Here is a 26,286-nt window from a genome sequence, read left to right on the forward strand (position 1 = left end):
CTGTTCCCACGAGGTTACAAGACACCCCTTCCGGATCCGGAATGATCCGTTTTGGATGTTTTTACAAGCCTTATCGCGATCTGGAGATCAGGTACGGCGAATATCTGTGCTTCGCGCGAGGGTGAGCGCATCGAAACGCTCGCCGGAAGACCCGCTATAATAGTTCTTGCGGCGCCCAACTTCACCGAAGCCGTAGCGTTTGTAGAGCGCAATGGCGTGATTGCCGTCGCGGACTTCGAGATGAAGACGTTCGGCATTGCGTACCGAGGAATCGGAGATGAACCGCTCGATCAAGCGTGCACCGACACCGCGGCGCTGGGCGGAGTTGCGCACTGCGAGCAGCAACAATTCGGCTTCTCCGGCGACCACTCGGCTGAGTGCGAAGCCGAGCGGCCGCGAGTTCGCATCGCGGGCGAGGGTCAGCCACACGCCGGGCAGAGGCAGCAATCCAGCGCATTGCGGCGCCGTCCAGGCCTCGCCGAAAGCGGGATCGAAACTGTCGTTCATCACCCGCATCACCGCCTCGAGATCGGCGACGCCGGCTTCCTCGACGAGTATCTCTTCGGTGGTCACGGCAGCGGCTTCGCGTCGGGGGCGCGGCCGTACAGCGGCTTGGCGGGTAGGCTCCTGAGCGCCTGCGGGAGCAAGCGCGCGTCCGCGGCGCGGGGCAGGGCATCGCGCGCCTCGCCTCGGCCGCGGGCTTCGACCAGCGCTTGCGCGCCGGATCCGATCACCAGCGCTTCGGCCACGGACGAAGCGGCGTCTTCGGGAGGAAGGGATCGGAGCGCGTCGACGGGCTCGAGTGGTGCATGGGTGAAACTCTGCACGAAAAGCTGACCATGTCCTCCATGCAGCGCAACCGCAAGCGACTCCTGCACGCAGGTCGCGGCAAGCACCGCCATCGACGAATAGCCGAACAAGGGTATGCCCCAGCCGATCGCCAGGCCGTGCGCCGCGGCCAGGCCGACGCGGACGCCGGTGAAGCTGCCCGGGCCGCAATCGACGAGGATGCCGGCGGGACGGCGGCCGGCGAGCAGTTCTTCGATCATCGGCAGCAGGCGCTCAGCATGGCCGCGCCCGACCAGCTCGAAGCGTTCGTCGAGCAGCGCGTCACCGTCGATCAGCGCCGCCGAGCAGGCGGCCGTCGCGCTGTCGATCGCGAGAAGCATCAGACAGCTTCGACGGTTTCGACCTCGGGAACATAATGTTTGAGGAGACTTTCGATCCCGCTTTTCAAGGTCATCGTCGATGACGGACAGCCGGAGCAGGCGCCGTGCATCGCCAGGAAGACCGTGCCGCCGCGGAAGCCGCGATAGACGATGTCGCCGCCATCCTGGGCAACGGCCGGACGAACGCGAGTCTCGATCAGCTCGCGGATCTGCTCGACGATTTCGGCATCGGCGGGATCGTCGCCGAAATCCTCGGGACTGTCGACGGTGATCCCGGCGGCGGTCGCGGCGCGGAACAGCGGGGCAGCGCTCGAAAAATGATCAAGCAGGATGCCGAGCACCTGCGGCTTCAGATCCCGCCACTCGGCACCGGGGCCGGCGGTGACCGAGATAAAGTCGCGGCCGAAGAACACGCCCTCGACGTCACCGAGCGAAAACAAGGCCTCCGCGAGCGGCGAAACCTCCGCATCCTCGGGCGTGGCGAAATCGCGGGTGCCGGCGTCCATGACCTTCTGGCCGGGCAGGAATTTCAGGGTCGCCGGATTGGGCGTGGTTTCGGTCTGGATCAGCATAGGGCCCATGTGGCGCGGAGAGGAGGTCTGATCAAGTGGCCGCAGGCGACCGGTTCCTGTGTGCGAACCGAATGCCCATGAACCGTTCCTTCGACGCCGTTATGGTTGGTGGTGTCGAAGGCGGCCACGGACTCGCTATCGCCCGGTGCCGCCCGAACTACGGGCTCCCTTTGCGGGACCCTACTTCATCACGCCCGCCGGATCGATCCGCAGGAAGCGAGCGGCGTTCTCGTAAAGGAATTTGCGCTTCACCGCCGCGCTGATGCCAGGGGCTTTCCGGACACGCACGAGGCTCGCGTCGACGAGGTCCGGCCACACCATCTGGTCGGTCCCGTAAAGGATGCGGTCCTCGAAGCCCGCGTCGATGAAGGCACGCAGATAGGGCCAGATATCGCTGTCGCGGTAGCCGGCCGTCAGGAAGCCAAATTCGGCATAGACCTGGGGGTGGGCGGCCATCAGAGCCATCATCTGGTCCTTGAACGGATAGCCGGCGTGCATCACGAACACGCGCAGCTTCGGATGCCTGACCAGCACGGGCTCGAGAAGCAGCGGGTCCGAAAGCGCCGCGCGGTAGCCTGGGGTGGCGAAATAGGTGATGCCCGGCGGACCCGGACCCATGTGGATGCCGACGGGAATGTCGAGCTCTTCGGCAAGCGACCAATAAGGTTCGATCCGCGGATCGTCGGGTCTGATGCCTTGATATTGGAAGCTGAGTTCGGAGAGGACCTTGAGGCGTCCGGCTGCGTGGCGCTTGCGCAACTCGTCGATTGAGGGCAGCCGATCGGGCGCGCCCGCGCCGACTGCGGGGATCAGGCGGTCGGGTTCGTCGGCGAGCCAGCGGTCGACATAGGCAGGCGTCCCGCCGGCCACTGCATAGACGTCGTTCCGGCGCAGCGCCGCGATCGTCCTGGTGCGCAGTTCGTCATCGCTCCCGGCGGAGAAGAAGCGGTTTGGGCAGGCGGGATCGCCGAACATCTCCTTCATGTACGTCGGCAGGCCGGTTCCGCCCTTGCCCGGATCGAGCGGCAGCCATTTCGGAAATGGCACGCAGACATAGGAAGGCGGCCCCTCGCCGCCGGCACCGTAAGCGTGGATGTGCATGTCGATGACCGGGGTCCGGGCCGGGGTCTGCGAAGCCGTGGCGGAGGACACGAACAGGGCGCACAAAGCGATGATCGATGGTCGCATGTCCCGTACTCCGCGGTGGGACATCGTTGCCGCTCCGCCTGGCATCATATCTGGAAACTCACCGATTGCGCCGTCCCCTGAGAGATGGCGTAGCGATAAAGGCCGAGGAGGAGGATCGGGAGGAGGATCACCGCCAGGAGGCATCCCCAGCGGCGGAGGGGTCGCCGCCGAGGCTGAGCTTCACTCTCTTCCCGCGCTGGTTCCTGTTGCACGTCATTGCCTCCGGATGTTCAAATGTGCAGCCCACTCGCATATGGCTCGGCCTCTCGTCTTGCTCGCTGCGCCCTATCCACGCAAGATACCTGCTCAGCGGCCCGACAGCCGCGCGACGGCATCGCGCGACGATGTGAGCGCCGGGTCGAGGGCAAGGGCCTTGCGGTAGCTGGTCAGGGCCTCCTCGCCTTCCCCGGCGGCCTCGAGCGCCTCGCCCAGGCTGTCCCATGCATTCGCGCTGGCGGGATAGGCGTCGGCGATGTGGCGGAAGAGCCGCACGGCGTCGTCTCGCTTGCCGTTCTGCAGCAGATAATAAGCGGTTCGGTTCAGATCGCCTTCCTGGGCGGCGAGATCGTACGTCTCCGCCTCGGCTTGCGGCAGCGTGCGGAGCCAGGCCATACCCGCGTCGAAGCCCTGTTTCGCGATCCGGTCGCGCAATGCGAGGAAGATCGAACGCTTCGGAACGACATAGGGCTTGCCGCCGGCAATATCGAACGCGGCCTGGGCCAGTTCGCCGACCCGGAAATTCTTGTTGTTGGTCAGCACCACCACGGTCGTGCCATCGGCCCAATCGGCTTCCAGCCACGCTTCGAAATTGTAGCTCGAGCCCTGGTGGCGATGGCGCTGGATCGCTCCGTTCGCGAGGCTGATTCGTCCGAGCGCGCCGTCCTTCTTCGGATCGGCGTTGGCGTGGCGCGCGAGGGTCTCGACGGGGAGGAGCCGTCCCGACTTCAGACACTCGCTCCAACGGTAGAGATCGTTCGCCGTTACCCGGATCCAGAAACCGGGCATCGCCTCGCCTGCGGCATCGCCGACGAAATCGTTGTCGAACGCCGCCGCGACGTCGGCGGCACCGGGCGGAGGATCGATGACCGCGTCGCGCATGCCGCACGGGCGCAGCAGCATCCGCTGTGCATAATCGGCGAAACTGGTGCGGGCCGCGGCCTCGAGCACGGAGCGCCGAAGCACGATGTTGTTGTTCGAGTAGAGATAGCCGGTTCCAGGCGCAAATTGCAGTGCCGGCAGCGCGCGCAGATCTGCAAGCAATGAGTCGCCCGCCGCATTCGGCCGCAGCCCGGGAAGGCCGCTGGTGTAATCGAGCAGGTGGCGCACCAGCACCTGATCGCCCCAGGCGGGGAGCCCCGGCACGAACCGCGACACCGGATCGTCCAGCCGAAGCGCGCCCTGGCGTTCGAGCATCATCAGCGCGACCGCGCTGAATTCCTTGCCGATCGAGCCGATGCCGAACCGATCCCGCGTCGTCAGCGCCCGTGTTCGAGCCCCATCGGCGACGCCGGTCGCGCGCTGATAGACGATTCTGCCGTTGCGGGCGACCAGGAGGGTGCCGTTGAACAGGCCCCGCGCGTGAGCTTGCTCTGCCAGCCGGTCGAGCGCTGCAGTGTCGATTGCACCTGCCCTGGAGTGCGCTGCAGCCTGCGCCGGCACCGCGCCGCCGAGGACGAGCACGCCAGCGGCCGCCATGGTGGCGAGACGGGCAAGGGCCCGCGTCGCGGCGATCGAGTTCAAGTTTTTCAATTTGGCCCCCGAAGCATCCCGCGGGATGATTGCATGGACGGCGGCGAAGGAGAAGCAGTTCCACTGCGCGGACCTGTAAAGCGCCTCGCCCGGCTTCGGTCGGACGGAGGCCACGGCCGTCCGAAGGTGGAAAGCCGCCAGCCGATCGCGTAGGGTTTCAGGAACAGCATGGGGAAGTCCGACCAACGCGAATGAACGACGGTTTCCCTGCTCTTGGCGAACGCGAGAAAGAGACCCTGCGTCTGCTCCTTGCCGGCCATGACGCCAAATCCATTGCCGCGTCGCTCGGCCTCTCCGTGCACACCGTCAACGAGCGCCTGCGAGACGCCCGCCGCAAACTGGGCGTTTCGAGCAGCCGCGAAGCGGCGAGACGCCTTGCCGCATTGGAGGGGCAGGACCCCAATCCGCTCGGGGACAAAGAATTTGGGGTGGTTCCCAGCGGTAAGGACATGGAAGGACCCGGCGGGCCGCATCGGCGGCGCGGCGGAGCGATCGGCTTCGTCTGGTTTGGAGGAGGGATGTTCATCATGTCGCTGATCATCGCAGGCGCCGTTCTCACCTTTGCGCTGCAGGGAAATGACGGGGCGAGCCCCGTCCGTGGAACGCAAGCGGCGGCAGCCGCGACTGCCGCTGCCGAGACACAATCGCGAGGCTTGGTCCCTGCGCGCGCCTGGATGGCTCTGATCGACCGCGGAGCATGGGACCAGAGCTGGGAGGCGGCGGGATCGCAGTTCCGGTCGCAGCTGACCAAGGCGCAATGGGCATCGACCGTGGAGGCGGTTCTGCAGCCGCTCGGCCAGATGTCCTCCCGCACGCTGGTGAGCGTCGCCCCGACGACGAGCCTGCCCGGGGCTCCGGCCGGGGTCTATGAAGTGATCCAGTTCCGCACCGCTTATGCGCGCAAGCCCGAGGCGTTCGAGACGGTGATCGTGGTTCGCGAGCCGTCCGGCTGGAAAGTCGTCGGCTATTTCGTCCGATAGCATTGCTTCGCGGCCAGCGCAGACTGCACCATAAGCGCAGTCCGAGCGTGCTGCCGCCGGACAAGTTGAGCTCCGCCGATCCGGTGCATGGCCTGCCGCGATCAACCGCCCTCAACGGGGGCGTTTCGCTTTCCACGCTTTTACAGCCGCGAGCGTGCGCTGGACGTGCTGCTGCGGGTTGGGATCGGTGTAGCTGAGCAGGATCCTGCCGCCCGGTGCGATCACGTAGGAGGTGCGGCTCGACAGTGGCGCGTCGGCACGGCCGTTGGTTGCCAGATAGCGGGCGGCGACCCTGGCGCCCGGATCGGCCGCCACGGCGAACTTGTCGCGGCATCCCGCGGTGGAGAATTCGGCGACTCGTTCGACATTACCGGCGGTCACGCCGACGACGGTCGCGCCCAGCTTGCGGAACGAGTCGGTCGCTTCGGCGAAGAGATGCGCTTCGACCGTGCAGCCGGCAGTGAAGGCGGCCGGGAAGAAATAGAGCACCACCGGTCCCTTGCGCAGCGCCTGCTGGAGCGAGAAGGTGACGGGCTTGCCGGCGAGTGCGCCCGAGAGCGAGAAATCCGGGGCGGGCGCCCCGACCGGGAGCGCAGCCGCCGCGAGTGCGGTGACGGCGAAGGCCGGCGCGGACAGAGCTGCGACGAACGTTCTTCTCATTTCCTACTCCGGTTTCGCTGTGATGCTGTCGGTCGAGCGACTGATGTTCGGGCCACGATGTCCGTCGTCGAGGAATGCCAGCGCTTGATCAAGCTTGCCCACCAGATAAGCAACCGTGCGGCGAGACATACGGTCCGACCAGAAGCGCGCCGGCAGCCACCAAGGCTTGCCCCAGAAGTACAGATGTTGATGAGGGCGCCGCACGAGATTCGCCGCACGAACGAAATCACCCGGTGCCCCGGCATTCCGCTGCTGGATATGGATCTGGAAAGCAGGCCTGCGATATTTGTCAAAGGCGAAGGTGATGGACTGGATGTCGCCTCGCGCCGCGCGCTCCAGATGGATTTCCCTGCCGCTGACGGGATCGGCGGGATCGCGCATGTACACATCAGCGTGTTCGAACCCGACCGCCAGGAGTTCGCGCACGAGCTCCTTTTCCACGTGTGTCGCAAGGGTGATCAGCGGCTGCCCGCCGAGCGCCCGCCACGTGGCATGACGTTTGTGACGTTCCTTGCTCACTCCTGCCCCGATGCGATCCTGGTACTTCTTACGCTCTCAACGACGGCATGGCACGACGAAGCGTCATCGGCGCCCCTCCGCCCGTGCACAGCCTTGTCCGCGATGATCGAGCGCCTCAGAAGCCAACGGTGAGTCCGACGAACCCGGCAATGTCGTCGCTGCCGTCCTGCGAGAAGCTGGTGCTGCCCTCGACGGCGAGCGAGGCCGCTTCGCCGAGCGAGAGGCGCGCGCCCGCGGCGAGGCGGCCGTAGACGTCCCGGGAACGATTGGGCAGCACGAAGCTGTTGACGATCGCCGGCGAGGCGGTGCCGGCGTAGCGGATCGTGCGGCCGTCCCCTTCGAAATCCTTTTCGGCGGTGAGCGCGGCGAAGGGATGGACGGCGAGACCGCCCGCATCGAGCGTTCCGCGAGCTTCGAGGCCGGCGCTGCCGACCAGTGCCTTGACGTTCTGGTCGTCGACATCGAGGGTCAGCACCGCATCGCCGGTTTCGGAATAAGCGTCGATCTTCGCCTTGGCATATTGCAGGCCGACGACCGGGCCGAGGCTGAAGCCGCCGAGATCGAGCAGATAGCCGGCCTTGGCGCCGGCCATGATCGTACGGCCGTCCGCCTCGGCAGTGATTTCGTCGATCACCGCATTTCGGGTGATGTCGTAATCGACCCAGCCGATGCCGCCATGAGCCTGGACGAATGCGCCGTTATCGGCCCAGCCGGCATAGCCGCCGACCTGCCACGCCTTGGCGCGAACCTTGCCGGTGCCCGCGATCATGTCGGCCCGGGGACGGCTGTGGTTGAGTGCGAGGCCGAAGATCAGGCTGCCGAGCTCATATTCGGCACCGGCGGTGACCCCGAACGTGTCGGTATCGTAGGCGAGATTGGTGGCGCTGCGAGCGAATTTGCGGCTTGCCGCGTTGACCATGGCGTAGACGGAGAGCCCGCTGCCATTGTCGCCGGTCCGCGCGGTCGAGAGATCGAGGCGGCCTTGGAGCGTGCTGCCGAAGCTGCTTGCCGCCTGCAGGCCGAGATCGGTCTGCGCCTGGAAGTGCAGCGGTGCCTCGAGCTGGCGGACGGCGTAGCGGCCAACGATCGCGAAGCCGGCCGAGGTCAGGTGGAGCTGATCGACGTAGAAAAGATATTTGTCGAGCAGGCTTGGATCGGTGGTGACGCAGGCGACCGGGCAGGCGCCGGCGCTGATCAGGCCGAAGGCGGCGGGGTTGCGCTCGACGGCCGAACCGACCTGCGACAGATCGAGATAATCGACGATGACCCCGTTCGCGGCCGTCTCTGCGAGACGCGTCTGAATGCCGCTGTTGAAGGCGTTGGCGTAGGCAGTGCCGATCGGGGCGATGGGCGAGCCGGCCACTTCGGGCAGACGGCCGACATCGCCCGCGAGAAAGGTGATGTTGCGCGCGCCGGCATTCACCAGGGCATTGATGCCAGTCATCGTCTCGCCGACGCGCAATTGCGCCTGGGCCGGTGCGCCGGCGATGAGGCCCTGCACCTGCGCGGCGGTTGGGGCCGGGCCGAGGCTGCGCTCATAGGCCCGTGCATCGTTGCCGCCGATCGAGACGACGACGAGATCATTGGCATCGAGGCGCCCGCTCACACGCGGGAAAGCGGCCGGTCCGCCGCCGGCCAGAAAGGACTGATATTCCGTGACGAAACCGGGGAATGCGGCACCGTTGATGTTGCCGTTGTTGGCGAAGGCACCGCCGATGGCGAAATTATCGATCGGCACCGAAAGCAACTGGCCCATCGTGTCGACGAAGTTGGTGCCGTTGGAGAAGCGGCCGTTCGGGTAGATTGCCGGACGCGGAATGTTAGTCAGCTCGAAGAAGTTGCCGTCGTCGGCATAGCTGTCGCCGAATGCGACGATGCGGTCGACCGTCTGCGCTGCGGCCGGCGCGGCGCAGAGGAGCGCCGCTGCGGCGGCGGCGCACGGAAATGCAAAGCGGGAACGCGACATATACCCCTCCTTCTCGGACCGCTCTGGCGGCGGGCCTAGGGTGGCAGGTTGGACCCGATCCGACCTGTCTACAAGGCGGTAGGTTGCATTTCGGGCGGAACTTGCGTCCGTTTTGCTCAGGGTTTCTCGCGCGACAGGCGGGTCATCAGGATCGCTGCGCGCTTCGCCTGCCGCCACAGGCTGGGGATGTCGATCGTCTCGCCTGCCGCGTGCGAGCCGCCGCCGGCCGCGCCGAGCCCGACGAGGCCGTCGACATCCTGCGCGACGAAGCCGATGTCGCCGGCACCGCGCTTCAGCGGATCGATCGGCGCCATCTCCGAAAGAGCGAGGTCGCGGTTGACGAGATTCAATCGGTCGAGCAGCGCCCGGCCGCCCGCGGTCGGCGCCATCGGCGGGTAGGCGCCTTCGTCGAAGCTGATCTCGGCGCCGGTGCCGGGCATGTGGCGGGCGACGATGGTGCGCATCCTGTCGGTCACGCGCTTATACTGGTCGGGCGACAGGGCGCGGATGTCGCCCTTGGCGATCGCGATCTCCGGGATGATGTTGGTCTTGCCGGTCGCGGTGCCGCGGATGCCGGCTTCGTCGAGCGACGCGGTGGCGCCGCCGACGACCAGCCCGACGTTGAAGGTGAGGTTGGGCTCCGGCAATTCGGTGCGGAAGGCGGTGAGAATTCGCGAGAGTTCGTAGATCGCGCCATTGCCCGACGATGCGCTGAACACGCCGCTGGAATGGCCGGTGCGGCCGGTGGCGCGGACCTCCCAATTGCCCGAGCCGCGGCGCGAAATCGAGCCCATGTCCTGCCCGTTCTCGCGCGACAGACCCTCGAAATCGAGCGCGACGTCGGCGCGCTTGCCGGCCTCGATCAGATCGCGGCGGGCGATCGAGACGGGATTGCCGGCATCCTCTTCATCGCCGGTGAGCACGATCTCGATGTCGGCCGCCGCGAGCGTTCCGGCCGCCTGCATCGCCCGCAGCGCCGCGACCATCACCACCATGCCGCCCTTGTCGTCGCCGACGCCAGGCCCTTCCGCGGTATCGGCATCCTTGCGGACGAAGCGCTGGAAAGGGGAATCGGGCTCGAACACCGTGTCGAGGTGGCCGATGAGCAGCATCTTCCGGCCCTTGCCGTTTCCGCGGCGGGAGGCGACGATATGGCCGGCACGGCCGACCTGCGTCATCGGCACCCAGCGCACGGAGAAGCCGAGCGGCTCCAGTTCCGCGCGCATCATCCGGCCAACCGCTTCGACCCCCGGCGCATTCAGCGAGCCGCTATTCTGGTTGACCAGTTTCTCGAGCAGATCGAGCGTACGCGCCTGTTCCCGATCGACGGTGCGGACGATGCGGCTTTCGGCAGCGGAGAGCTTGGCCTCGGCGGGTGCGGCGGAGGCGGCGATCAAGGCGATCGCGGTGAGGACTGGCAGGCGGTTCATGCGCATTCCTTAGGATCGATGCGCGCCGAGGGCCAGCCGGACCGGGACGGGGTTTCGCCGGGAAAGGAGTGCTGCTTCTAGCGTTGAGGAGGACATGCTAAACCCGAATGCGTGCAGGAGAAGAATTCGATGATGCGGCCGTTGCTGATGACCCTGGCTCTTTTGGCTGCTTCGCCCGCGGCCGCGCAGGATTGGCGAATGGCGCCGGAATATGATGTCCTGCTCACCACCTGGGACATTGCGCCCGGCCAATTGCGGCTCAAGAGCGGCGAGCCGGTGCGCCTGCGTTTCGTCAATAACAGCAATCGCGATCTGAAATTCTCGGCCGAGGATTTCTTCAAGAATGCCCGTCTTCGCCAGCGGGATGGCGGCACCGTCGCCAAGGGCGCGATCATGGTGCCGTCGCTGTCGACCCGCACCGTCGTCCTTGTACCCAAGGCCGGGCGATACAAGATGCGTGGGGGCAATGTCGCACAGCGGGTCGCCGGAATGAACGGGACGATCATCGTCGAATGAAGGAGGCCTTGATGGCGAAAGACGGCAAGAAGAAAGACACCAAGAAGAAGACCACCGGCAAGACCGGCGGCAGGGCCAACCCGATTCCGAAGGAATTCGGCGGGATCAAGGTGCCCAAGGAGCTCCGCAAGGCCGGCAAGAAGGCGATCGAGCTCGTCAAGGATCCGGTGGTGAGTGAAGTCGTCGCGGCAGCCTTGCTGTCGGCCGCTGCGGCGCTGCGCGCGCCTGCGGGCGACAGGAACGGGCCGAGCCAAGCAGCCGGCAGGAGCGCTCGGCCGCGGCCGGACGCCAACCCGATCGGCGACACCCTGAAGGGCCTCGCCGTCGATCTTGCGCGGCGCACGATCGAGGGCGTCGGCGATCGCCAGCGGGCACGCGGCCGCAAGCCCGAACCGCGGGCGCCGGAGAGCAGCGAAACCTGATTGCGGTGAGCCGGAGATGAGTCCGGTTCGCGGGTTTGTCGGGTAAGTCTCGGGGCGGGTGAGGCAATCCGTATGGGATCCCAAATAACCCCCGTTATCCCCGTTATCCACAGGCTGAATTCGCTTTGTGCGACTCGGATTTCGTGACAGCATCCATTTCGTAGCCGGAAAGGAGAGGCCTCGGAGACGAGGCGGACCCGGACCGGAGACGCGGGACGCTGCGACGCCGAGCGCACAGAGGCCGCAAGGCTGATGGCCGATGATGTCGAGAGCACCGAGGTGATGCCAAAGCTCCCCGAGCTCGGCATCGCCGAACGCTTCGGAAGGGACGGGGAATCGCCCCCGGAACGGACGCGGCGAGGCGGACGGAACGAAAAGCTCGCTTTTCCAAACGAACGCCGAACGGGATCCCAAAACGCGAGTTTCGGGACCGTGGGACTGGACGGGTTTCGGCCCGGACGGGCTCGAATTCGGAACCCGGGGGCTTCGGCCTTCACGGAACCGGAAGGTGTCGAGAACGCCGTTGGCGAACGAGGCGCCGAATGGGATCGGGACGAGCTTCGGCTCAGACGAAACCGGACGGTCTCGAGAGCCGCGGGTGAACGAGACGCCGGGCGGAACCGGGAGAGCTTCGGCTCGAGCGGCACCGCCGAAAGGTGATCCGAATGCTTCGGCAAACGGACCGCCGTCCAGGATCGAAGGGCGTGCCCGACGACCTTGGGAAGGCACCTGAGCGCTTCGGCGGGCAGGCGCCGGCCGCAGGCCGACGTGCCCCGGCGCGCACGGACGCGGTCAGGCAGACCGAGGGTTCTACCCTGGGAATGCCGACCGGATGCGACCGAGCTTCGGCACGGACGCAATCGGGAGGAGGAAATGAATGCTTCGGCATTCAGGACCGCCCTCGAAAGATGGGTCGACCTCGCGGCTTCGGCAGCGCGGACGAGACATCGAACCGGATCGGAAGGGTTTCGGCCCGACCGCGACGGCAGGGACGACACGGAGCCTGGCTCCGGACACGTCCCGAACGGGACAGCGACGGGGCCTCGGCTCCGACGCGGAACCGGCCCGGCGAGAGGATCGGAGTTTCGGCTTCGATCGCATGCCGGACCTTCGGAACAAGGCTGGCTCCGGCCAGCCGGACATCGGAGACGGGAAGCGGCGCAGGCTTCGGCCTTCAACGCGACCCTGAGGGAACCGCCGGGGCTTCGGCCCCGGCGGGACCCGGAGGGAGGACCTTCGGTCCGAACCTCGAAACCAGGGACGGCCGGGCGCGTGCGCCCGACCCGACCTCCCGCCCAGCGGGCGCCGCGCCGGCAGGCGCTGCATGGATCTGGGACAATGGGGGCCGGCAGCAATGCCGGCCCCCATTACGTGTCACGGTGCCGGCTGCAAATCCGATGGTCCTGTCGGCGAGCGGCTTCGGCCTTTTCGCGGGCACCCTTTGCAGACACGAACCACGGCGATCGGCTAACCGGCAGCAGTCGGACCCAGCCGCAATGCAAACAGATGAGAGCGCGATGACCGACCCTGCGTTTCGCCCGTTGCGCCTGAGCGACGCTCCGGATCTTCTTGCAGTGATGCGGCGCGCCGAAGGCGGCCTCGGCCGGTTGCCAAGCGAAATGGACCTGCCCTGGATGGAAGAGGCGCTCGCCGGCGCGTTGGCAGGGGGCGTTGCGATCGGCGCCTTCACCGGCGCTCGGCTGATCGGCGTGATCAAGGCCAGCCGGATGCCCTCCGTGCAATTCCAGCATGTACTCTGGGACCTGACGATTGCAGTCGCACCGGAGGCGCAAGGCTGCGGTGTCGGATGCAGGTTGTTCGCGGAGCTGATCGCGGCCGCCCGCGCGCTGGCTCCACCCGTCGAGCGAATCGAGCTGGTCGTGAGGGAGGGCCTGACCCATGCAATCCGTCTCTACGAACGAGTCGGCTTCCGCCGGGAGGGACGGTTCGAACGACGCTTTCGGCTTTCCGATGGACGCTATGAAGCCGATTTGCCGATGGCTCTTTTCCTGTAGCTGGGTATCGCAGATATTCGGCTGCTCGGACGTCCTGCGTTGCCGCGTCGGCGGCACTCCGCCACCGCTTACTCGCCGTAGACCCATTCCCTGAACGTCGGTTGGAGATCCCGTCCGCTGGCCCGTTCCATGGCCTGCTGGAAATCGCGGCTGGTCACGGTTCCACCGGCATGCTTGCGCGTGAAGCGGCGTAGGCCGCTCCAGAAGGCTTCGTCTCCGACGAACTCCCGGAGATGCGCGAGGAACAGCGCGCCCTTGCTGTACTGGACCGCACGCCGGGCGCCGAGCGAGGGGTATTTGCCGCCCCATGCCAGCGGCTTGTCGAAGCCTAAAGCGCGGATTCGGGCCACTCTGCCGCGCGCGACGTCGAGTTCCCGCTGATAGGCCGCCGCGCCCAAAGTCCGTTCCTGCCAGGCCGCGACCATGAAGGTTGCGATGCCCTCGTGCAGCCAGAAATCCTGCCAGGTCGCGCAGGTGACGAGATTGCCCCACCACATATGGGCCAGTTCGTGGGTGACGATCCAGGCGGAGGCCGGGTCGTCACGCTCTCGATCGAACTCGGCGCGGCCGATCAGCGAGAAGCCCGCGGCTTCCTGCGCTTCGCCGCCCGGCACCAGCAGCTGCGCGTAGCGCCCATCGGGCAGCTTCATTCCGGCCTTGTTCGCGAGGAAGGCGACGATTGCCGGCGTTTGCGCGAACAAATCGGGGAGTTGGGCCTTGCCGCCGGTTGCATCGAGATAGACGAGTTCGCCTTGCGGGGTGCGCGCGGAATGGCGGAGGAACGCGCCGGCGGCAAAGGCATAAAGATAGGGGGAATAAGGGCGGGTGGACCGCCAGCGATGGAGCGCCAGGCCGCCGGGCAGCCTCTTCGGCGGCCTTGCGCGACCGACGCCCAGCGCATCGATCCCTTGGGGCAGGTACAGATCGAGATCGAAATGCGCCTTGTCGCCGGGTGCGTCCTGAAGGCAGACCATCCAATCGCAGGCGAAATAGCTGGTGTAGAGGCCGCCGGCCAGGGCGGTGATGCCGCGCGCCGGGGTGCCGCGGATCCGAAAGCGTAACGTCGCTCTGTCGCCCTTCCGCAGCGGGCGCGGCAGGCTGACCCGGATCGAGTCCTTGGTCGAGGAGACAGGCGCCGGCACATCATCCACGCGCATATCGCTGATCTGCAAGGCGTTCGCAGTGAACGACAACTGCGCAAGCCGATCGGAGTGGCTCTGCACGACGATCGTCTCCGTGCCCGAGAGAGACCTCGTCGCCAGATCGGGGCGGAGCGCGACCGCGTAGCGATCGACCTGAAAACCCGCACCGGGCGCCTCCGTCGCCGGCTCCGCGGCGGCGAGAACCAGAAGGCTCGTCAGGAGGCTGATACTGCTCATCGGCGAGAGCCTAAGGCTTCACGGGCGTCCAACCAAGCGGGGCGATTGGAAATGTCGGGGATGTCAGTGCTGGCCGGTCCTCAGTCCAGAGGGGTGAGGACCGGTCGGAACGCGGCGAGCGCATGCACCCATGCACGTCCCGGCTGCTGTCATCATTCCGACGTTGACTTCACCTGGGCGATATTGAGAGTCCGCGGCGCAATCATCGGAGCAGATCGAATGACCGTAAGCGCCAATCTGGAGACGTTCGCCGGCAAGCATGTCGTCGACTTCACGGGGGCAGGCGACATCAGCGACTTCGGAGTCGTCGCGCCCCGGTTGCGCTGTGAATATGGCGAGACCCGGACGCTGCGGGACGTTTTGGCGACGATGCTCGAAGCGCCGGGCGTGGGGTCGACACGCGCACTCGTTTTCGGCCTGTGGGCGGAGAATGGCGAAAGCTACGAGGTGAGCCCCGCGCCGGCGGTCGAGCTGCTGGTGTCGCAGAAGGACAAGCTCCCCGCGCTCGCAGCCTTGTTTTTCGGCGACATCATCTCCGAAGAGAATGAGATAAGCTGGATCGAGCAAGGCGATTATTCGACGATCTGGAACGCCTTCCCCCAGCTCGAGCAATTCTGGGTGCGCGGCGGCAACAAGCTCGCTTTGGGCACGATCAGGCATCGGATGCTCGACACTCTGGTGATCCAGGCCGGCGGTTTGCCGGGCAGCGTGGTGCGCGAGGCGCTTGCCGCCGAGGCGCCGATCCGCCATTTCGAGCTGTGGCTCGGCACCGAGGATTATGGTGCCGACACCTCGGTGACGGACTTCGCCGACCTGTTCGCGGGAAAGCTGTTTCCGGGCCTCCAGACGCTGGCACTGCGCAACAGCCAGTATAGCGACGAGCTCGCCACGGCGCTCGCGGCCTCGCCGCTGCTCGATCGGATCCGGATCCTCGATCTGTCGATGGGCACGCTGACCGATGCCGGCGCGCGGGCGCTGGCGCAATCCGGGCGGCTCGGCACGCTCGAGAAGCTCGACATTTCCCACCATTATGTCAGCCCGGCCGCGGTGGAGTTGCTGCGTGCCGCGACCCCGAACCTGATCGCCGACGACCCGCAGCAACCCGACGATTGGGACGGCGAGCCCCATTATTACGTTGCCGTCAGCGAGTAAGCGCGCGCCGCGTGGCGCAACGAACCCGGGGCTGGTCGTGCTCGGCGCGGCATCGGGGCCACGCCATGACGCGTTCGCGCGGGCCTGCATCGACCGGTTCGGCACGGCGCCCGACGTGATCGGCTGGGACAGGTTTCTGGCCGAGCCCGCGCGGCTGGCCGAGATGCTCCCGCGTCGCGGCACTCTGCGGATCGATACGCCCGATCAGGATGTCGGTGCGATCGGCGCCTTGCTCAAGGCGGGCGCCGCCGCGGCGGACGCGGCAGGGATCGAGACGGTGCCGGAGGAGAGCGAGGAGCTGCTCGCGCAGGGCGATATCGGTTCGCCGGGACAGGTCGCGTTCGGACTGATTGCCGGGGTAGAATTGGCCGAGGCCATCGCGCACGCGGCCGAACCAGCGATCTCGACGAGCGCGGCGGATGTCGCCTGCGCATTCGACAAGGCCCAGACGACGAAGCGGTTCGCCGAAGCCGGACTGCCGGTGCCGCGGGTGCTGACGGGGATCGACGGGTTCGATGCGCTTGCCGACGCAATGGCGCGCGCGCGGATGTCGCGGGTGTTCGTCAAATTGCGGCACGGCTCGGCGGCGGCAGGGATGGTCGCGCTCGCCAGAAACGGCGACCAGTGGGCCGCTATGACGACGGCGGTGGCGGTCGGCGGACGAGTGCAGGCGACCCGTGCGGTGCGGCGGCTGACCGACCCACGTGCGATCGGGCAACTGATCGACCGGCTGGCGCCGCTCGGGTTGCATGTCGAAGCGTGGGTGCCGAAGATCGCGATCGCCGGGCGCACCGCCGATGTGCGGATCGTGTGGGTGAGGGGCGCCGGCCCGTTTCCGGTGCTGCGGACGAGCCGCTACCCGATGACCAACCTCCATCTCGGCGGCGCGCGGCACCCGATCGCAAGGCTTGTCGAGCGGATCGGCGAAGAGGCATGGGCGGAGGTGGAAGCCTCGGCGCGGCGCGCGGCGGCGCTGTTTCCGGCGAGCGATGCGATCGGAGTGGACGTGGCAGTGTTGAACGATGGCCGGCAGCACCGCCTGCTGGAAGCGAACGTGTTCGGCGATTTCGTCAAGGATCTGAACGTCGCCGGCAGGACCCCCTACGACGCGCAGCTCGACCTCGTGGCGCGACACTGGGCGGCCGCCGCGAGCGACGCGGCATGATCCGGATCGATGCCGCCGCGTGCCTGGGCACGCACGATCTGATGTTCGTAACCCTCGACACGCTGCGTTACGACGTCGCTTCGGAGGCGCTGGCCTTGGGGGAAACGCCCAATCTGGCGGCGCTCCTGCCGGGCGGTGCCTGGGAGAAAAGGCATTCGCCGGCGAGCTTCACCTTCGCGGCGCACCAAGCTTTCTTCGCCGGCTTCCTGCCGACTCCGGCCGCACCGCGCGATGTGGCGCCGGACGCCCATGACCGGTTGTTCGCGGCACGCTTTCCGGGGAGCGAGACGACCGGGGCCGGGACCCTGGTGTTCGACACGCCCGACATCGTCTCCGGATTTGCAGGGCGCGGCTATCGCACGATCTGCATCGGCGGCACCGGCTTCTTCAACAAGAGATCACCGCTCGGATCGGTGCTTCCGGACCTGTTCGACGAAAGCTGGTGGGACGAGAGCCTGGGCGTTGGCTGCCGCGATTCGGCCGCCAACCAGGTTGCGCTCGCGGTCGCGCGGATCGAGGCGCAGCTGCCGCAGCAACGGCTGTTCGTGTTCGTGAACGTCGCCGCGTGCCACCCGCCGCATCATTTCTACAGCGGCGGCGGCGCCGATACTCCTTCAAGCCAGCGCGCCGCGCTCGCCGAGGTCGACCGGCAGCTGCCGGCCTTGTTCGACGCGATGCAGAGGCGGGCGCCGGTGCTTGCGATCCTGTGTTCGGACCACGGCACCGCATTCGGCGAGGACGGCTATCATGGCCATCGCGTCGGCCATCCGAGCGTGTGGGACGTGCCTTATGCGCAAATGATCCTGCCGCACCGGACGGAGCCGGCCGCGTGAGCGAGGCACGCATAGTCGAACGGGCCGTGCCGGCGGATCTGGGGCCGCTCTACCAGGATTATGCCTACGGCTATCCGCACAAGAATGCCTATCGCCCATTTCCCCAACCGATCCCGCTGCGCGAGATCTGGGCGGAGGAGCGGATGGACCGCATCTTTCTCTATCTCCACATCCCGTTCTGCGAGATGCGATGCGGCTTTTGCAATCTGTTCACCTCCGCCAATCCCGATCAGTCGCGGATCGACCGCTACATGGCCGCGCTCGACCGGCAGATCGAGGCGGTGCGGGACGAACTCGGCCCCGTGCGGCCGATCCAGCTTGCGATCGGCGGCGGCACGCCGACCCTGCTCGGCCCCGCGATGCTCCAGGCCTTGCTCGAGCGGATCGCGGCGCGGCTCGACGCCGATCCGCGCCGGTTTCCCGCGGCGATCGAAACCTCCCCCAAGACGGCGACGCGGGAGACCATCGCTTTGCTGTCGCACTGGGGAGTCGACCGGATCAGCATCGGTGTGCAATCGTTCATCGAGGCGGAAACGCGGGCGATGGGCCGGCCGCAGGAACCTGCGGTGCTGACCAGGGCACTCGACACGATCCGCGACCATGCGTTCGGGCGGCTCAATATCGATCTGATCTACGGCGCCGAGAATCAGACCGCGGAGAGCTGGCGCCATTCGCTGCGCTGCGCGCTCGACTGGGCGCCGGAGGAACTGTTCCTCTACCCGCTCTACGTGCGGCCCCGCACAGGGCTCGACCGGCGCGGCCGGGTCGAGGACGAGCATCGCCGCGTGCTCTACCGGGTCGGGCGCGATCTGTTGCTCGAGGCGGGATATGAGCAGATCTCGATGCGCGCGTTCCGGCTGCCGGGCGGGGCTGCGCCAAGCGACGAGTTCAGCTGCCAGGAAGACGGGGTGCTCGGGCTCGGCACGGGCGCGCGCTCCTACACGGCGAAGGCGCATTATTCGACGCGCTACGCGGTGACGCGGCGCGGCGTGCTCGACATCCTCGACGATTTCGCGGCAAGCGAAAGCGACGCCTTCCGCTTCGCGTATCACGGTATCGCCGTGAATGCGGACGAGGCGATGCGACGCTACGTACTGAAATCGATCCTGCGCCGCGACGGGCTGGACATCGTCCGGTTCACCCAGCTGTTCGGGACGGCACCGACGGCGGCTCTTTCTGCGCTGGATCGGATCGGGGAGATGGGCCTGATCGAGCAACACGGAGATCTGCTTCGCCCCACCGACACGGGGCTCGAGCATTCGGACGCGATCCCGCCCTTATTCTATTCGGACGCGGTGCGCGCGCGGTTGCGGGGGGCCCAGGTGGCGTGAGCGATCCGCGGACGCTTTCGATCCTGTGGCGCGGGCCGCTGTCGGGCTGCAATTATGCCTGCGGCTATTGCCCCTTCGCCAAGCGCCGCGACAGCCGCGCGACCCTCGCCGCGGATCGGGCGGCGCTCGAACGGTTTGAACGCTGGGTGGCCGCCCGGGCGCGCCGTGTCGCGATCCTGTTCACGCCCTGGGGCGAGGCGCTGATCCGGCGCTATTATCGCGAGACGATCACCCGCCTTTCCCATCTGCCCCAAGTCGAGACGGTGGCGATCCAGACCAATTTGTCGGGTGCGACCGGCTGGCTGGCCGATTGCGACACGCGGCGGGTAGCCCTGTGGGCAACCTTCCACCCCGGCGAGACGGATCGGGCGCGGTTCGTCGCCAGGATCCGCGAGCTCGCCGCCCTGGGCGTGCGGCACAGTGTCGGAGTGGTGGCGCTGCGATCCCATTTCGACGCCATCGAGCGGCTGCGGGCTGAGCTTCCAACGCGCACCTATCTGTGGGTCAATGCCGAGGAGAGCCTGCAGGGCTGTTACGCGCCGGCGGAAATCGAGCGGCTGGTTGCCGTCGATCCGCTGTTCGAACTCAACAATCGCGAATATGCCAGCCTTGGACGTGCCTGTGCGGCCGGACACACCGCCATTTCGGTGCGCGGCGACGGGGAGGCGCGGCGCTGCCACTTCATCGACGCGCCGATCGGCAACATCTACGATCCCGATTTCGACTCAAGGCTGAAGCCCGCGCCCTGCACCCGCGCGACCTGCAACTGCCATATCGGCTATCGCCACCTCGTCGACCTCGGAATGGACGGGCTGTTCGGGGCAGGGCGGACCGAGCGGTTCGCGGCTGCGCCAAGACGCGACGCGGCACTGGCGTGCATCGCTGCGTTCGAGGGCGGCGGGTGAGCGATGAACCAAAGACGGGCCACCCCCTGCCCCCTCCACAAAGTCGTGGATGAGGTGGCTTTCGGAACGGGCGGAGATGCCGCAGCTAGCCCGTCCGGGCTCCAAGGGGCGTGAAACCTGAGCCGTGGCTCAGGCGAGCTTGTCGGCGTAGAGGAAGTGGCCTGGGCCGAGGCGCCGCAGCACCTCCTGGAGGCTGGCGTGGGAGAGGGCGAAGCAGCCTTCCGAGCGACCCAGCTTGCCGTGTTCGCGAATCACTTCCGGCTCGGCATACCAGGCGCTGTGCACGACGATCGCGCGGCCTTCGGCATTATTGTTGCGCGGCTCCAGCCCTTTGACCTTCATTGAGCGGCCGTATTTGCCGTTATAATATTCGCCGGTGATGTAGGCGCCGGCCGAACTCGCGTTCGATCCGAACGCATTCGAGAAGCGCTCGAGATAGCCGCTGTGATCGGGGTCGGAGCCGCGGCCGTGCGCGACATAATGGCTCGAGACCTTGCCGGTATTGGTGTCGAGGATGAAGAATCGCTGCTCGCGGGAAGCCCGCGAGAAATCGGTGATCCCGACCAGATTGGTGTGGCGGATGCGGCCGCGATTGGCGTCGAACGCAGCACGGGCGCGGGCGAGCAAACGGGGATCGATCACGGGATCGACGAGCACGCGGGGACGGGCCGCCACAGGCGCAGAGGCTGGCCGCGGCATCGCCGCACGCTTGCCGTCATTCAGGCCGGACACGATCTGGGCCAGGGTCTCACCCTTGGCGGCGGTGGCGATCAGGCCGGCCGCAGCACCGGCACCAAGCAACTGCCTGCGCGAGTAAATCAATGCTTTTCCCTCCGCTTCTGGCAAAGCCATCTAGCGGAAAAGTGGTTACTTTAGAATGAATTGCACCGGGATTGCCGTGCCGCCGAGTTCGGCTCGTCGCGCTTGGCACACGACTCGGCGGAGCGGTGTGCCGGATCGGGAACAATCTCGTGAATGCGCTTCCTGATCGCGTTCCGGCCACGAACCCGGGCGCGTGGCCACCGAATCCATAGATTGCGAGTCGGTTGGAGCAGCGCGATGTCCAGGTCTGCGGACCTGCGCGCGATGCCTCAAACCTTCTCGGCGTAAAGGAGACGGCCCGAGCCCAGGCGGGTCATCGCTTCGGCGTGGCTGATTCCGGGCAGCGCGAAGCAGCCCTCGGAGCGCCCGAGCTTGCCGAACGTCTCCGCTACCTTGGGCTCGGCATACCAGGCACTGTGGATCACGATCGCGCGCGCCTCGGCATTGCTGTTGCTGGGATCGAGCCCGAACAGGCGCATCGACCAGCCATATTTGCCGGTATAGGAATTGCCGGTGAGATAGGCGCCTTCCGAGGTCGCTTCCGATCCGACGTCGTTGGAAAAGCGCTCCAGCCAGCCGAGATGGCTCGGATCCGATCCGCGGCCATGGGCGACGAGATGCTCGGTCGTGAAGTTGGAGCGAAGATCGACGATGTAGAAACGCGGCTGGCGCGAGACCCGGCCGAAATCGGCGATGCCGATCACGTCGGCATTCCTGAGCCGGCTGCGATTGGCTTCCAATGCGGCCATCGCGCGGGCACGCAGAGCGGGGTTGATTGCGGGCTGCGGCGGCGCAACGGTCGCGAAGACTTTCGACGGTAACAGGCCGGCCGCACCCGTGGTGGCGGCAACGTTCAGAAGCGATCTACGCGTAAGCGTCACAAGCACCCTCCCATGAACGTCCATTGTCGCAAAACCGTGCAGCCCGCTCAACGACTTAAACGGCGCGAGGAGGGCCATCCACCGCAGCAGGGAATCCGTTCGCCGCATATCCGTTCGGAACCGGAACGGATGTGCGCGCGTCTTCGCGGCATGGGCGCATTCGAATCCCTGGCCGTCAAACCCGGTTTGCCGCCGATGGAGGCGAAGCTCGTCGACGCTCTGCCCACCGATCCGGGCTGGCGATTCGAGCCCAAATGGGACGGCTTCCGATGCCTCGTCTACCGCGATGGCGGCGAGGTTCATCTCCAGTCCAAATCGGGCAAGCCGCTCGGCCGCTATTTCCCGGAAGTCGTCGAAAGCGTTCGCGCGATGGAGGCGGACCGGATCGTGCTCGACGGCGAATTGATCATCCCGATCGGCGGCATCCTGTCGTTCGACGCCCTCCAGCTGCGCCTCCATCCGGCGGAGAGCCGGGTACGGCGGCTGGCGGAAGAGACGCCGGCGCAGCTGATGCTGTTCGATCTGCTCTTTTCGAAGGAGACCAGCTATCTCGATGCGCCGCTCGACCATCGCCGGCGCGCGCTCGAGATCGTCCACCGCGCCGAGCGGCGTGAGGACCTGTTGCTGTCGCCCTACACGGACGATCGCGAAGTCGCGCAGGGCTGGCTGAATCAGGCCGGCGGCGCGCTCGACGGGGTGGTCGCGAAGCGTGCCGATGCGGCTTACCAGCCGGGGGAGCGCGCGATGTTGAAGATCAAGCAGCTGCGCACTGCGGACTGCGTCGTCGGCGGCTTCCGCTATGCCGCCAACAGCCGCGAAGTCGGCTCGCTGCTGCTCGGCCTGTTCAACGACGCGGGCAAGCTCGATCATGTCGGCTTCACCTCAGCGATCGCCGCCGACGAGCGCGCCGCGCTGACCGCCAGGCTCGAGGCGCTGATCGGCCCGCCCGGCTTCACCGGCGATGCACCGGGAGGACCGAGCCGCTGGTCGACCGAGCGGACCGGCGAATGGCAGCCGCTGCGCCACGAACTCGTCGCCGAGGTGCGCTACGACCACGTTACCGGCAATCGCTTCCGGCACGGCACCAAGTTCCTGCGCTGGCGGCCCGACAAGGCGCCGGAGCAATGCCGGATGGAGCAGTTGCAGCCGGAGGCGCGGCCGGCGGAGCTTGCCGGACTGGAGAGCGGACAATGAGCGAGGAGCGATTCGTCGAAGGCGTTCGGCTGAGCAATCCGGACAAGATCCTCTATCCGGAGCAGGGCATCACCAAGAGCGACCTCGCCGATTATTATGTCGCCGTCGCCGAGCGGATCCTGCCGCAGGTCGCCTACCGCCCGATCACGATGGTGCGGTGCCCGACCGGTCAAGGCAAGAAATGCTTCTACCAGCGTCACGCCGGATCCGGCGTGCCCGAGCAGCTCGGCGAGATCGTCATCCCCGGATTCGACGAGCCCTATCTCTACATCAAGGACGTGCCGGGGCTGATCGCACTGGTCCAGATGGGGGTGCTCGAAATGCACCCCTGGGCGGTGACGGTGGAGCATCCGGACCGCGCCGACCGGATCATCTTCGATCTCGATCCGGACGAGGGGCTCGGCTTCGACAGCGTGATCGCCGCCGCGAAGGAGGTTCGCGAACGGCTGACGGCGATCGGGCTCCAAAGCTTCGTCAAGACCACCGGCGGCAAGGGCCTGCACGTCGTCGTGCCGATCGAGCCGACGGCTGAGTGGCGGGACGTGAAGAGCTTCGCGAAGGGGCTTTCGGCCGAGATGGCCGCGGATTCGCCCGGCAAATATCTGACGAAGATCTCCAAGGCGGAGCGGGCCGGGCGGCTGTTCATCGATTATCTGCGCAACGACCCGACCTCCACAGCGGTGGCGGCCTACTCGACCCGGTCGCGGGAAGGCGCGCCGGTGGCGATGCCGCTGACCTGGGCGCAGGTGAAGAACGGGCTCGATCCGTGCGCCTACACGATCGCCACCGTGCCGGGCCTGATCGCACGCCAGAGTTCCGATCCCTGGGCGGACATGCCGTCCGTGCGCCAGCTTCTGCCGCCCGCGCCGCGCGCTTAAGCCACGCTTGCCGTTGCGCCGGCGCGCCTTATCTGAGGCGAAAAGGAGTTCAGCACATGGCGAGCGAGCAGATCATTTTGGCGGGCGGGTGCTTCTGGTGCACCGAGGCGGTGTTCAAGGACGTGATCGGAGTCACCGAAGTCGAAAGCGGTTATATTGGCGGGCAGGTCCCCAACCCGACCTACAAGCAGGTCTGCGGCGGCGACACCGGCCATGCCGAAGCGATCCGGGTGACCTTCGATCCCGATGCGATCGGCCTGGACGACGTGCTCGACGTCTTCTTCGGCACCCACGATCCGACCCAGCGCAACCGCCAGGGCAACGACATCGGCACCCAATATCGCTCGGCCGTCTTCCCGCGCGACGAGGCGCAGGAGCAGGCGGTACGCCGCGCGATCGAGCGGGCTCAGCCCGATTGGCCGGCGCCGATCGTCACCACGATCGAGCCGATTTCCGACTGGTGGCCGGCCGAGGATTACCACCAGGATTATTGGGACGGCGAGGGCCAGAGCAACTCCTACTGCCTCGCGGTGATCCCGCCCAAGCTCAAGAAGCTCCGCAAGAGCTTCGCCGATCGGGTCAAGGCCGAAGCGGCAGCGGAGTAGGATGGCGAGGTCCGGAGCGGTAGCGCTCCGGACCCGGCCCACGCCGCGCGTTGCACCGCGGCCATGCTGCAAGGCAATGAAGTAACTTGCGTTTTCACCGCATCCGACGCAGCATCTCGGCATGACCATCGCCGAACGACACGACATCGCTTACCTCATTCTTGCACTTGTCGTCGTCGGCGTGATTGCCGTTGTGCTGCGCCTGCGCCGCGTGCGGCGAATGGAACGCCGCAGCAATCGTGCGCCGATCGACATCGGCATCCCGCGCGACGACCGTTGAGCTGCCGCTCGGCGCCGCCTGCCAGAGCGGTGGCGAGCTGCTGGCTGTCGCGGCAAGGGTTGAGACCGCCTTACCTTCGCGCGTTCAGGCCGCCTTCGCGCTGACGTCTTCGGTCTCGGCAGCTTCCGGGATCGTGAACCGAAAGACGGTGCCGCCGCCCGCGCGGGGCTCCGCCCAGATGCGGCCGCCATGCGCTTCGACGATGGTCCGGCAGATCGACAGGCCGATGCCCATCCCGTCCTTCTTGGTGGTCCGGAAGGCGGTGAACAGCATGTCCTGCGCGTCCGAGGGGATGCCGCTGCCGGTATCGCTCACGGCAATCTCGATCATGGGGCCGTCCACCGCTCGGGTTTCGACGACGAGCGATCGCACCGCCGAACCCTGCATGGCCTCGAAGGCGTTGCGGATGAGATTGAGCAGCACCTGCTGAACCTGGATCCGATCGACCAGCACGTGGGCGTCGGGATCGTGGACGATCACCCGGTGGCGGATGCCTTGCAGATCGGCCTCGAGGAAAGCGATGCTGCCGATCTTGTCGATGATCTCGGCCAGCCGCTCGCCCTGCCTGGTGACGCTGCCGCGCACCATCTCGCGGAGCCGGCGGATGATCTCGCCGGCACGCAGCGCCGTCTCCTGGGCAGCGCCGATCGCATCCAGCGCCTGCGCCGCATCGCCTTCGCGCTGACGGATGAGCAGGCGCTTGGCGATCGACATGTAGTTCGACACCGCCGCGAGAGGTTGGTTGAGCTCGTGCGCCAGCGCCGACCCCATTTCGCCCATCGCATTGACGCGGCTGACGTAGATGAGTTGATCCTGAATCGTCTTTTCGCGCTCCGCAGCCTCCTCGCGCGCCGCGATCTCCTCCTTGAGATGGGCGATACGGTAGAACAGAAAGCCGCCGATCAGCACCAGCCAGACGGCGATGATGCCGAGATACCATTGGGCGGCGCCGAGCCGCCGGCCTTCGAGGACGATCTCGCGGATCCGAAAGGCGTGTTCGCCGACGCCCGGGACGGTGCCGGTGTGGATCGACAGCGAGATGACGTTGTCGAATTGCGGCCGGCTGAGCTCAGGGGGCACGTGATGCTGGGTCACCCACCATTCCGCCACACTGAAATTGTCGGGCGCGAGAGTCACCTCTTCCGTGCCGCGGGGATAATCGAATTCGATCTGGTTGTACTTTGCGGTCTCACTGCGCTTGGGAAGGCTGTAGCGCGGGTCGTAATTCTTGAAGAACACGCGAACGGTCCGGCTCGGTCCCTTGTAATCGAACTTCAGCTTCATGCTGGTGACGTTCGACAGATCGATCCCCCGCTGATGATTTTCGGCATCGAACAGCAATTCGTAGCCGCAATAGGGGATTTCGACCGTCCGTCGCAGCGCACAGCGCCATGCCATCGGCTCGCGGGCGTCCGCTGTGACGGACGATGTGCCGCCGATCTGCTCGTCGCTATAGGCGTAACCGACATAATCGGGCTTGATCGCGGGAGAGAAGCGGATCTCCTGGCGGAGAATCGCATCCTCGAAAACCACGGCCAGAAGGGTAAGCACGAGCAGGCACACGATCACGGCCTCGAAGCGAAGGCTTCGCAGCAATCCGGCTTTGCCGGATGTCGATAGTGAACGTCCTGTCGAACTGCTCTGCATGCAGCGATCTCGATTTCGCCTGCCACCG

Annotated in this window: 26 protein-coding genes; 13 read left to right on the top strand and 13 right to left on the bottom strand. The window is 66.6% G+C overall.

Going from position 1 to position 26,286, the window contains the following annotated elements:
- Positions 1–87: 87 nt before the first annotated feature.
- The 5 genes from C7I55_RS00095 to C7I55_RS00115 all read right to left on the bottom strand — a co-directional run bounded on the left by C7I55_RS00095 (position 88) and on the right by C7I55_RS00115 (position 4,678).
- Complete coding sequence (locus C7I55_RS00095; protein ID WP_233221953.1) at positions 88–573, bottom strand: GNAT family N-acetyltransferase; 486 nt, start codon at positions 571–573, stop codon at positions 88–90.
- Entirely contained in the window at positions 570–1,169 is a 600-nt protein-coding gene (gene tsaB / locus C7I55_RS00100; protein WP_106510879.1) for a tRNA (adenosine(37)-N6)-threonylcarbamoyltransferase complex dimerization subunit type 1 TsaB, read from the bottom strand. Before tsaB ends, C7I55_RS00095 begins: the two co-directional genes overlap by 4 nt.
- A complete protein-coding gene (locus C7I55_RS00105) occupies positions 1,169–1,741 on the bottom strand; it encodes a NifU family protein (protein WP_106510880.1) in 573 nt (190 codons plus the stop codon). The genes tsaB and C7I55_RS00105 overlap by 1 nt, the downstream gene beginning before the upstream one ends.
- A gap of 180 nt (positions 1,742–1,921) precedes the next feature.
- Positions 1,922–2,929 carry an amidohydrolase family protein gene (locus C7I55_RS00110; protein ID WP_158266210.1) on the bottom strand — a complete coding sequence of 336 codons (1,008 nt, stop codon included), beginning with the start codon at positions 2,927–2,929 and terminating at the stop codon, positions 1,922–1,924.
- A 306-nt stretch (positions 2,930–3,235) separates the two neighbouring features.
- Complete coding sequence (locus C7I55_RS00115) at positions 3,236–4,678, bottom strand: serine hydrolase domain-containing protein (protein ID WP_146150883.1); 1,443 nt, start codon at positions 4,676–4,678, stop codon at positions 3,236–3,238.
- Between the two features lie 191 nt (positions 4,679–4,869).
- Here C7I55_RS00115 and C7I55_RS00120 point away from each other — a divergent pair, with 191 nt between their 5' ends.
- Positions 4,870–5,658: a helix-turn-helix domain-containing protein gene (locus tag C7I55_RS00120; protein WP_106510883.1), complete on the top strand. Its 789-nt coding sequence runs from the start codon at positions 4,870–4,872 to the stop codon at positions 5,656–5,658.
- Positions 5,659–5,769: 111 nt separating this feature from the next.
- On the opposite strand, the gene C7I55_RS00125 is transcribed toward C7I55_RS00120, so the two are convergent.
- The 4 genes from C7I55_RS00125 to C7I55_RS00140 form a co-directional block, all read right to left on the bottom strand.
- Positions 5,770–6,318, bottom strand: coding sequence for a peroxiredoxin (locus C7I55_RS00125; RefSeq protein WP_106510884.1), 549 nt, complete (start codon positions 6,316–6,318; stop codon positions 5,770–5,772).
- Positions 6,319–6,321: 3 nt separating this feature from the next.
- Positions 6,322–6,837 (bottom strand): hypothetical protein, encoded by a 516-nt coding sequence (locus tag C7I55_RS00130; protein WP_106510885.1) that lies wholly within the window; start codon positions 6,835–6,837, stop codon positions 6,322–6,324.
- A gap of 115 nt (positions 6,838–6,952) precedes the next feature.
- On the bottom strand, positions 6,953–8,803 hold the full coding sequence (locus C7I55_RS00135) for an autotransporter domain-containing protein (RefSeq protein ID WP_106510886.1): 1,851 nt from the start codon (positions 8,801–8,803) through the stop codon (positions 6,953–6,955).
- A 116-nt stretch (positions 8,804–8,919) separates the two neighbouring features.
- Entirely contained in the window at positions 8,920–10,233 is a 1,314-nt protein-coding gene (locus C7I55_RS00140) for a M20/M25/M40 family metallo-hydrolase (RefSeq protein WP_233221954.1), read from the bottom strand.
- Between the two features lie 129 nt (positions 10,234–10,362).
- Between C7I55_RS00140 and C7I55_RS00145 the strand changes: the two genes are divergently transcribed.
- The 3 genes from C7I55_RS00145 (at position 10,363) to C7I55_RS27925 (ending at position 13,186) form a co-directional block, all read left to right on the top strand.
- A complete protein-coding gene (locus tag C7I55_RS00145; protein ID WP_146150884.1) occupies positions 10,363–10,749 on the top strand; it encodes a cupredoxin domain-containing protein in 387 nt (128 codons plus the stop codon).
- Positions 10,750–10,760: 11 nt separating this feature from the next.
- Entirely contained in the window at positions 10,761–11,171 is a 411-nt protein-coding gene (locus C7I55_RS00150) for a hypothetical protein (RefSeq protein ID WP_146150885.1), read from the top strand.
- Between the two features lie 1,517 nt (positions 11,172–12,688).
- The gene (locus tag C7I55_RS27925) at positions 12,689–13,186 is read left to right on the top strand and encodes a GNAT family N-acetyltransferase (RefSeq protein WP_158266211.1); all 498 of its coding nucleotides are present in this window, start codon (positions 12,689–12,691) and stop codon (positions 13,184–13,186) included.
- Between the two features lie 68 nt (positions 13,187–13,254).
- Here the strand turns inward: C7I55_RS27925 and C7I55_RS00165 are convergent, their stop codons facing one another.
- On the bottom strand, positions 13,255–14,565 hold the full coding sequence (locus tag C7I55_RS00165; RefSeq protein WP_106510892.1) for a M1 family metallopeptidase: 1,311 nt from the start codon (positions 14,563–14,565) through the stop codon (positions 13,255–13,257).
- Positions 14,566–14,784: 219 nt separating this feature from the next.
- Here C7I55_RS00165 and C7I55_RS00170 point away from each other — a divergent pair, with 219 nt between their 5' ends.
- Genes C7I55_RS00170 through C7I55_RS00190 form a run of 5 tightly spaced genes read left to right on the top strand, consistent with a single transcriptional unit; the run spans position 14,785 to position 19,951 of the window.
- The gene (locus C7I55_RS00170; protein WP_106510893.1) at positions 14,785–15,717 is read left to right on the top strand and encodes an STM4015 family protein; all 933 of its coding nucleotides are present in this window, start codon (positions 14,785–14,787) and stop codon (positions 15,715–15,717) included.
- A 37-nt stretch (positions 15,718–15,754) separates the two neighbouring features.
- The gene (locus tag C7I55_RS00175) at positions 15,755–16,882 is read left to right on the top strand and encodes an STM4014 family protein (protein WP_106510894.1); all 1,128 of its coding nucleotides are present in this window, start codon (positions 15,755–15,757) and stop codon (positions 16,880–16,882) included.
- On the top strand, positions 16,879–17,715 hold the full coding sequence (locus tag C7I55_RS00180) for an STM4013/SEN3800 family hydrolase (RefSeq protein ID WP_106510895.1): 837 nt from the start codon (positions 16,879–16,881) through the stop codon (positions 17,713–17,715). The genes C7I55_RS00175 and C7I55_RS00180 overlap by 4 nt, the downstream gene beginning before the upstream one ends.
- On the top strand, positions 17,712–19,046 hold the full coding sequence (locus C7I55_RS00185) for an STM4012 family radical SAM protein (RefSeq protein WP_199192662.1): 1,335 nt from the start codon (positions 17,712–17,714) through the stop codon (positions 19,044–19,046). Before C7I55_RS00180 ends, C7I55_RS00185 begins: the two co-directional genes overlap by 4 nt.
- Entirely contained in the window at positions 19,043–19,951 is a 909-nt protein-coding gene (locus C7I55_RS00190; protein ID WP_199192663.1) for an STM4011 family radical SAM protein, read from the top strand. Before C7I55_RS00185 ends, C7I55_RS00190 begins: the two co-directional genes overlap by 4 nt.
- A gap of 129 nt (positions 19,952–20,080) precedes the next feature.
- Here the strand turns inward: C7I55_RS00190 and C7I55_RS00195 are convergent, their stop codons facing one another.
- Positions 20,081–20,773 carry a murein L,D-transpeptidase catalytic domain family protein gene (locus C7I55_RS00195; protein ID WP_233221955.1) on the bottom strand — a complete coding sequence of 231 codons (693 nt, stop codon included), beginning with the start codon at positions 20,771–20,773 and terminating at the stop codon, positions 20,081–20,083.
- A gap of 269 nt (positions 20,774–21,042) precedes the next feature.
- Positions 21,043–21,654, bottom strand: a complete 612-nt coding sequence (locus tag C7I55_RS00200; RefSeq protein ID WP_233221956.1) for a murein L,D-transpeptidase catalytic domain family protein — start codon at positions 21,652–21,654, stop codon at positions 21,043–21,045.
- A 129-nt stretch (positions 21,655–21,783) separates the two neighbouring features.
- Between C7I55_RS00200 and C7I55_RS00205 the strand changes: the two genes are divergently transcribed.
- The 4 genes from C7I55_RS00205 to C7I55_RS27930 all read left to right on the top strand — a co-directional run bounded on the left by C7I55_RS00205 (position 21,784) and on the right by C7I55_RS27930 (position 24,611).
- Positions 21,784–22,848, top strand: a complete 1,065-nt coding sequence (locus tag C7I55_RS00205; RefSeq protein WP_233221957.1) for an ATP-dependent DNA ligase — start codon at positions 21,784–21,786, stop codon at positions 22,846–22,848.
- On the top strand, positions 22,845–23,726 hold the full coding sequence (ligD, locus tag C7I55_RS00210) for a non-homologous end-joining DNA ligase (protein ID WP_158266212.1): 882 nt from the start codon (positions 22,845–22,847) through the stop codon (positions 23,724–23,726). Before C7I55_RS00205 ends, ligD begins: the two co-directional genes overlap by 4 nt.
- 56 nt (positions 23,727–23,782) lie before the next feature.
- On the top strand, positions 23,783–24,331 hold the full coding sequence (msrA, locus tag C7I55_RS00215) for a peptide-methionine (S)-S-oxide reductase MsrA (protein ID WP_106510899.1): 549 nt from the start codon (positions 23,783–23,785) through the stop codon (positions 24,329–24,331).
- A 121-nt stretch (positions 24,332–24,452) separates the two neighbouring features.
- Positions 24,453–24,611 carry a hypothetical protein gene (locus C7I55_RS27930; RefSeq protein ID WP_158266213.1) on the top strand — a complete coding sequence of 53 codons (159 nt, stop codon included), beginning with the start codon at positions 24,453–24,455 and terminating at the stop codon, positions 24,609–24,611.
- An 84-nt stretch (positions 24,612–24,695) separates the two neighbouring features.
- On the opposite strand, the gene C7I55_RS00220 is transcribed toward C7I55_RS27930, so the two are convergent.
- Positions 24,696–26,207 carry a sensor histidine kinase gene (locus C7I55_RS00220; protein WP_158266214.1) on the bottom strand — a complete coding sequence of 504 codons (1,512 nt, stop codon included), beginning with the start codon at positions 26,205–26,207 and terminating at the stop codon, positions 24,696–24,698.
- Positions 26,208–26,286 lie beyond the last annotated feature (79 nt).

This window comes from Allosphingosinicella deserti, from assembly GCF_003012735.1.
GTDB classification, from domain to species: domain Bacteria; phylum Pseudomonadota; class Alphaproteobacteria; order Sphingomonadales; family Sphingomonadaceae; genus Allosphingosinicella; species Allosphingosinicella deserti.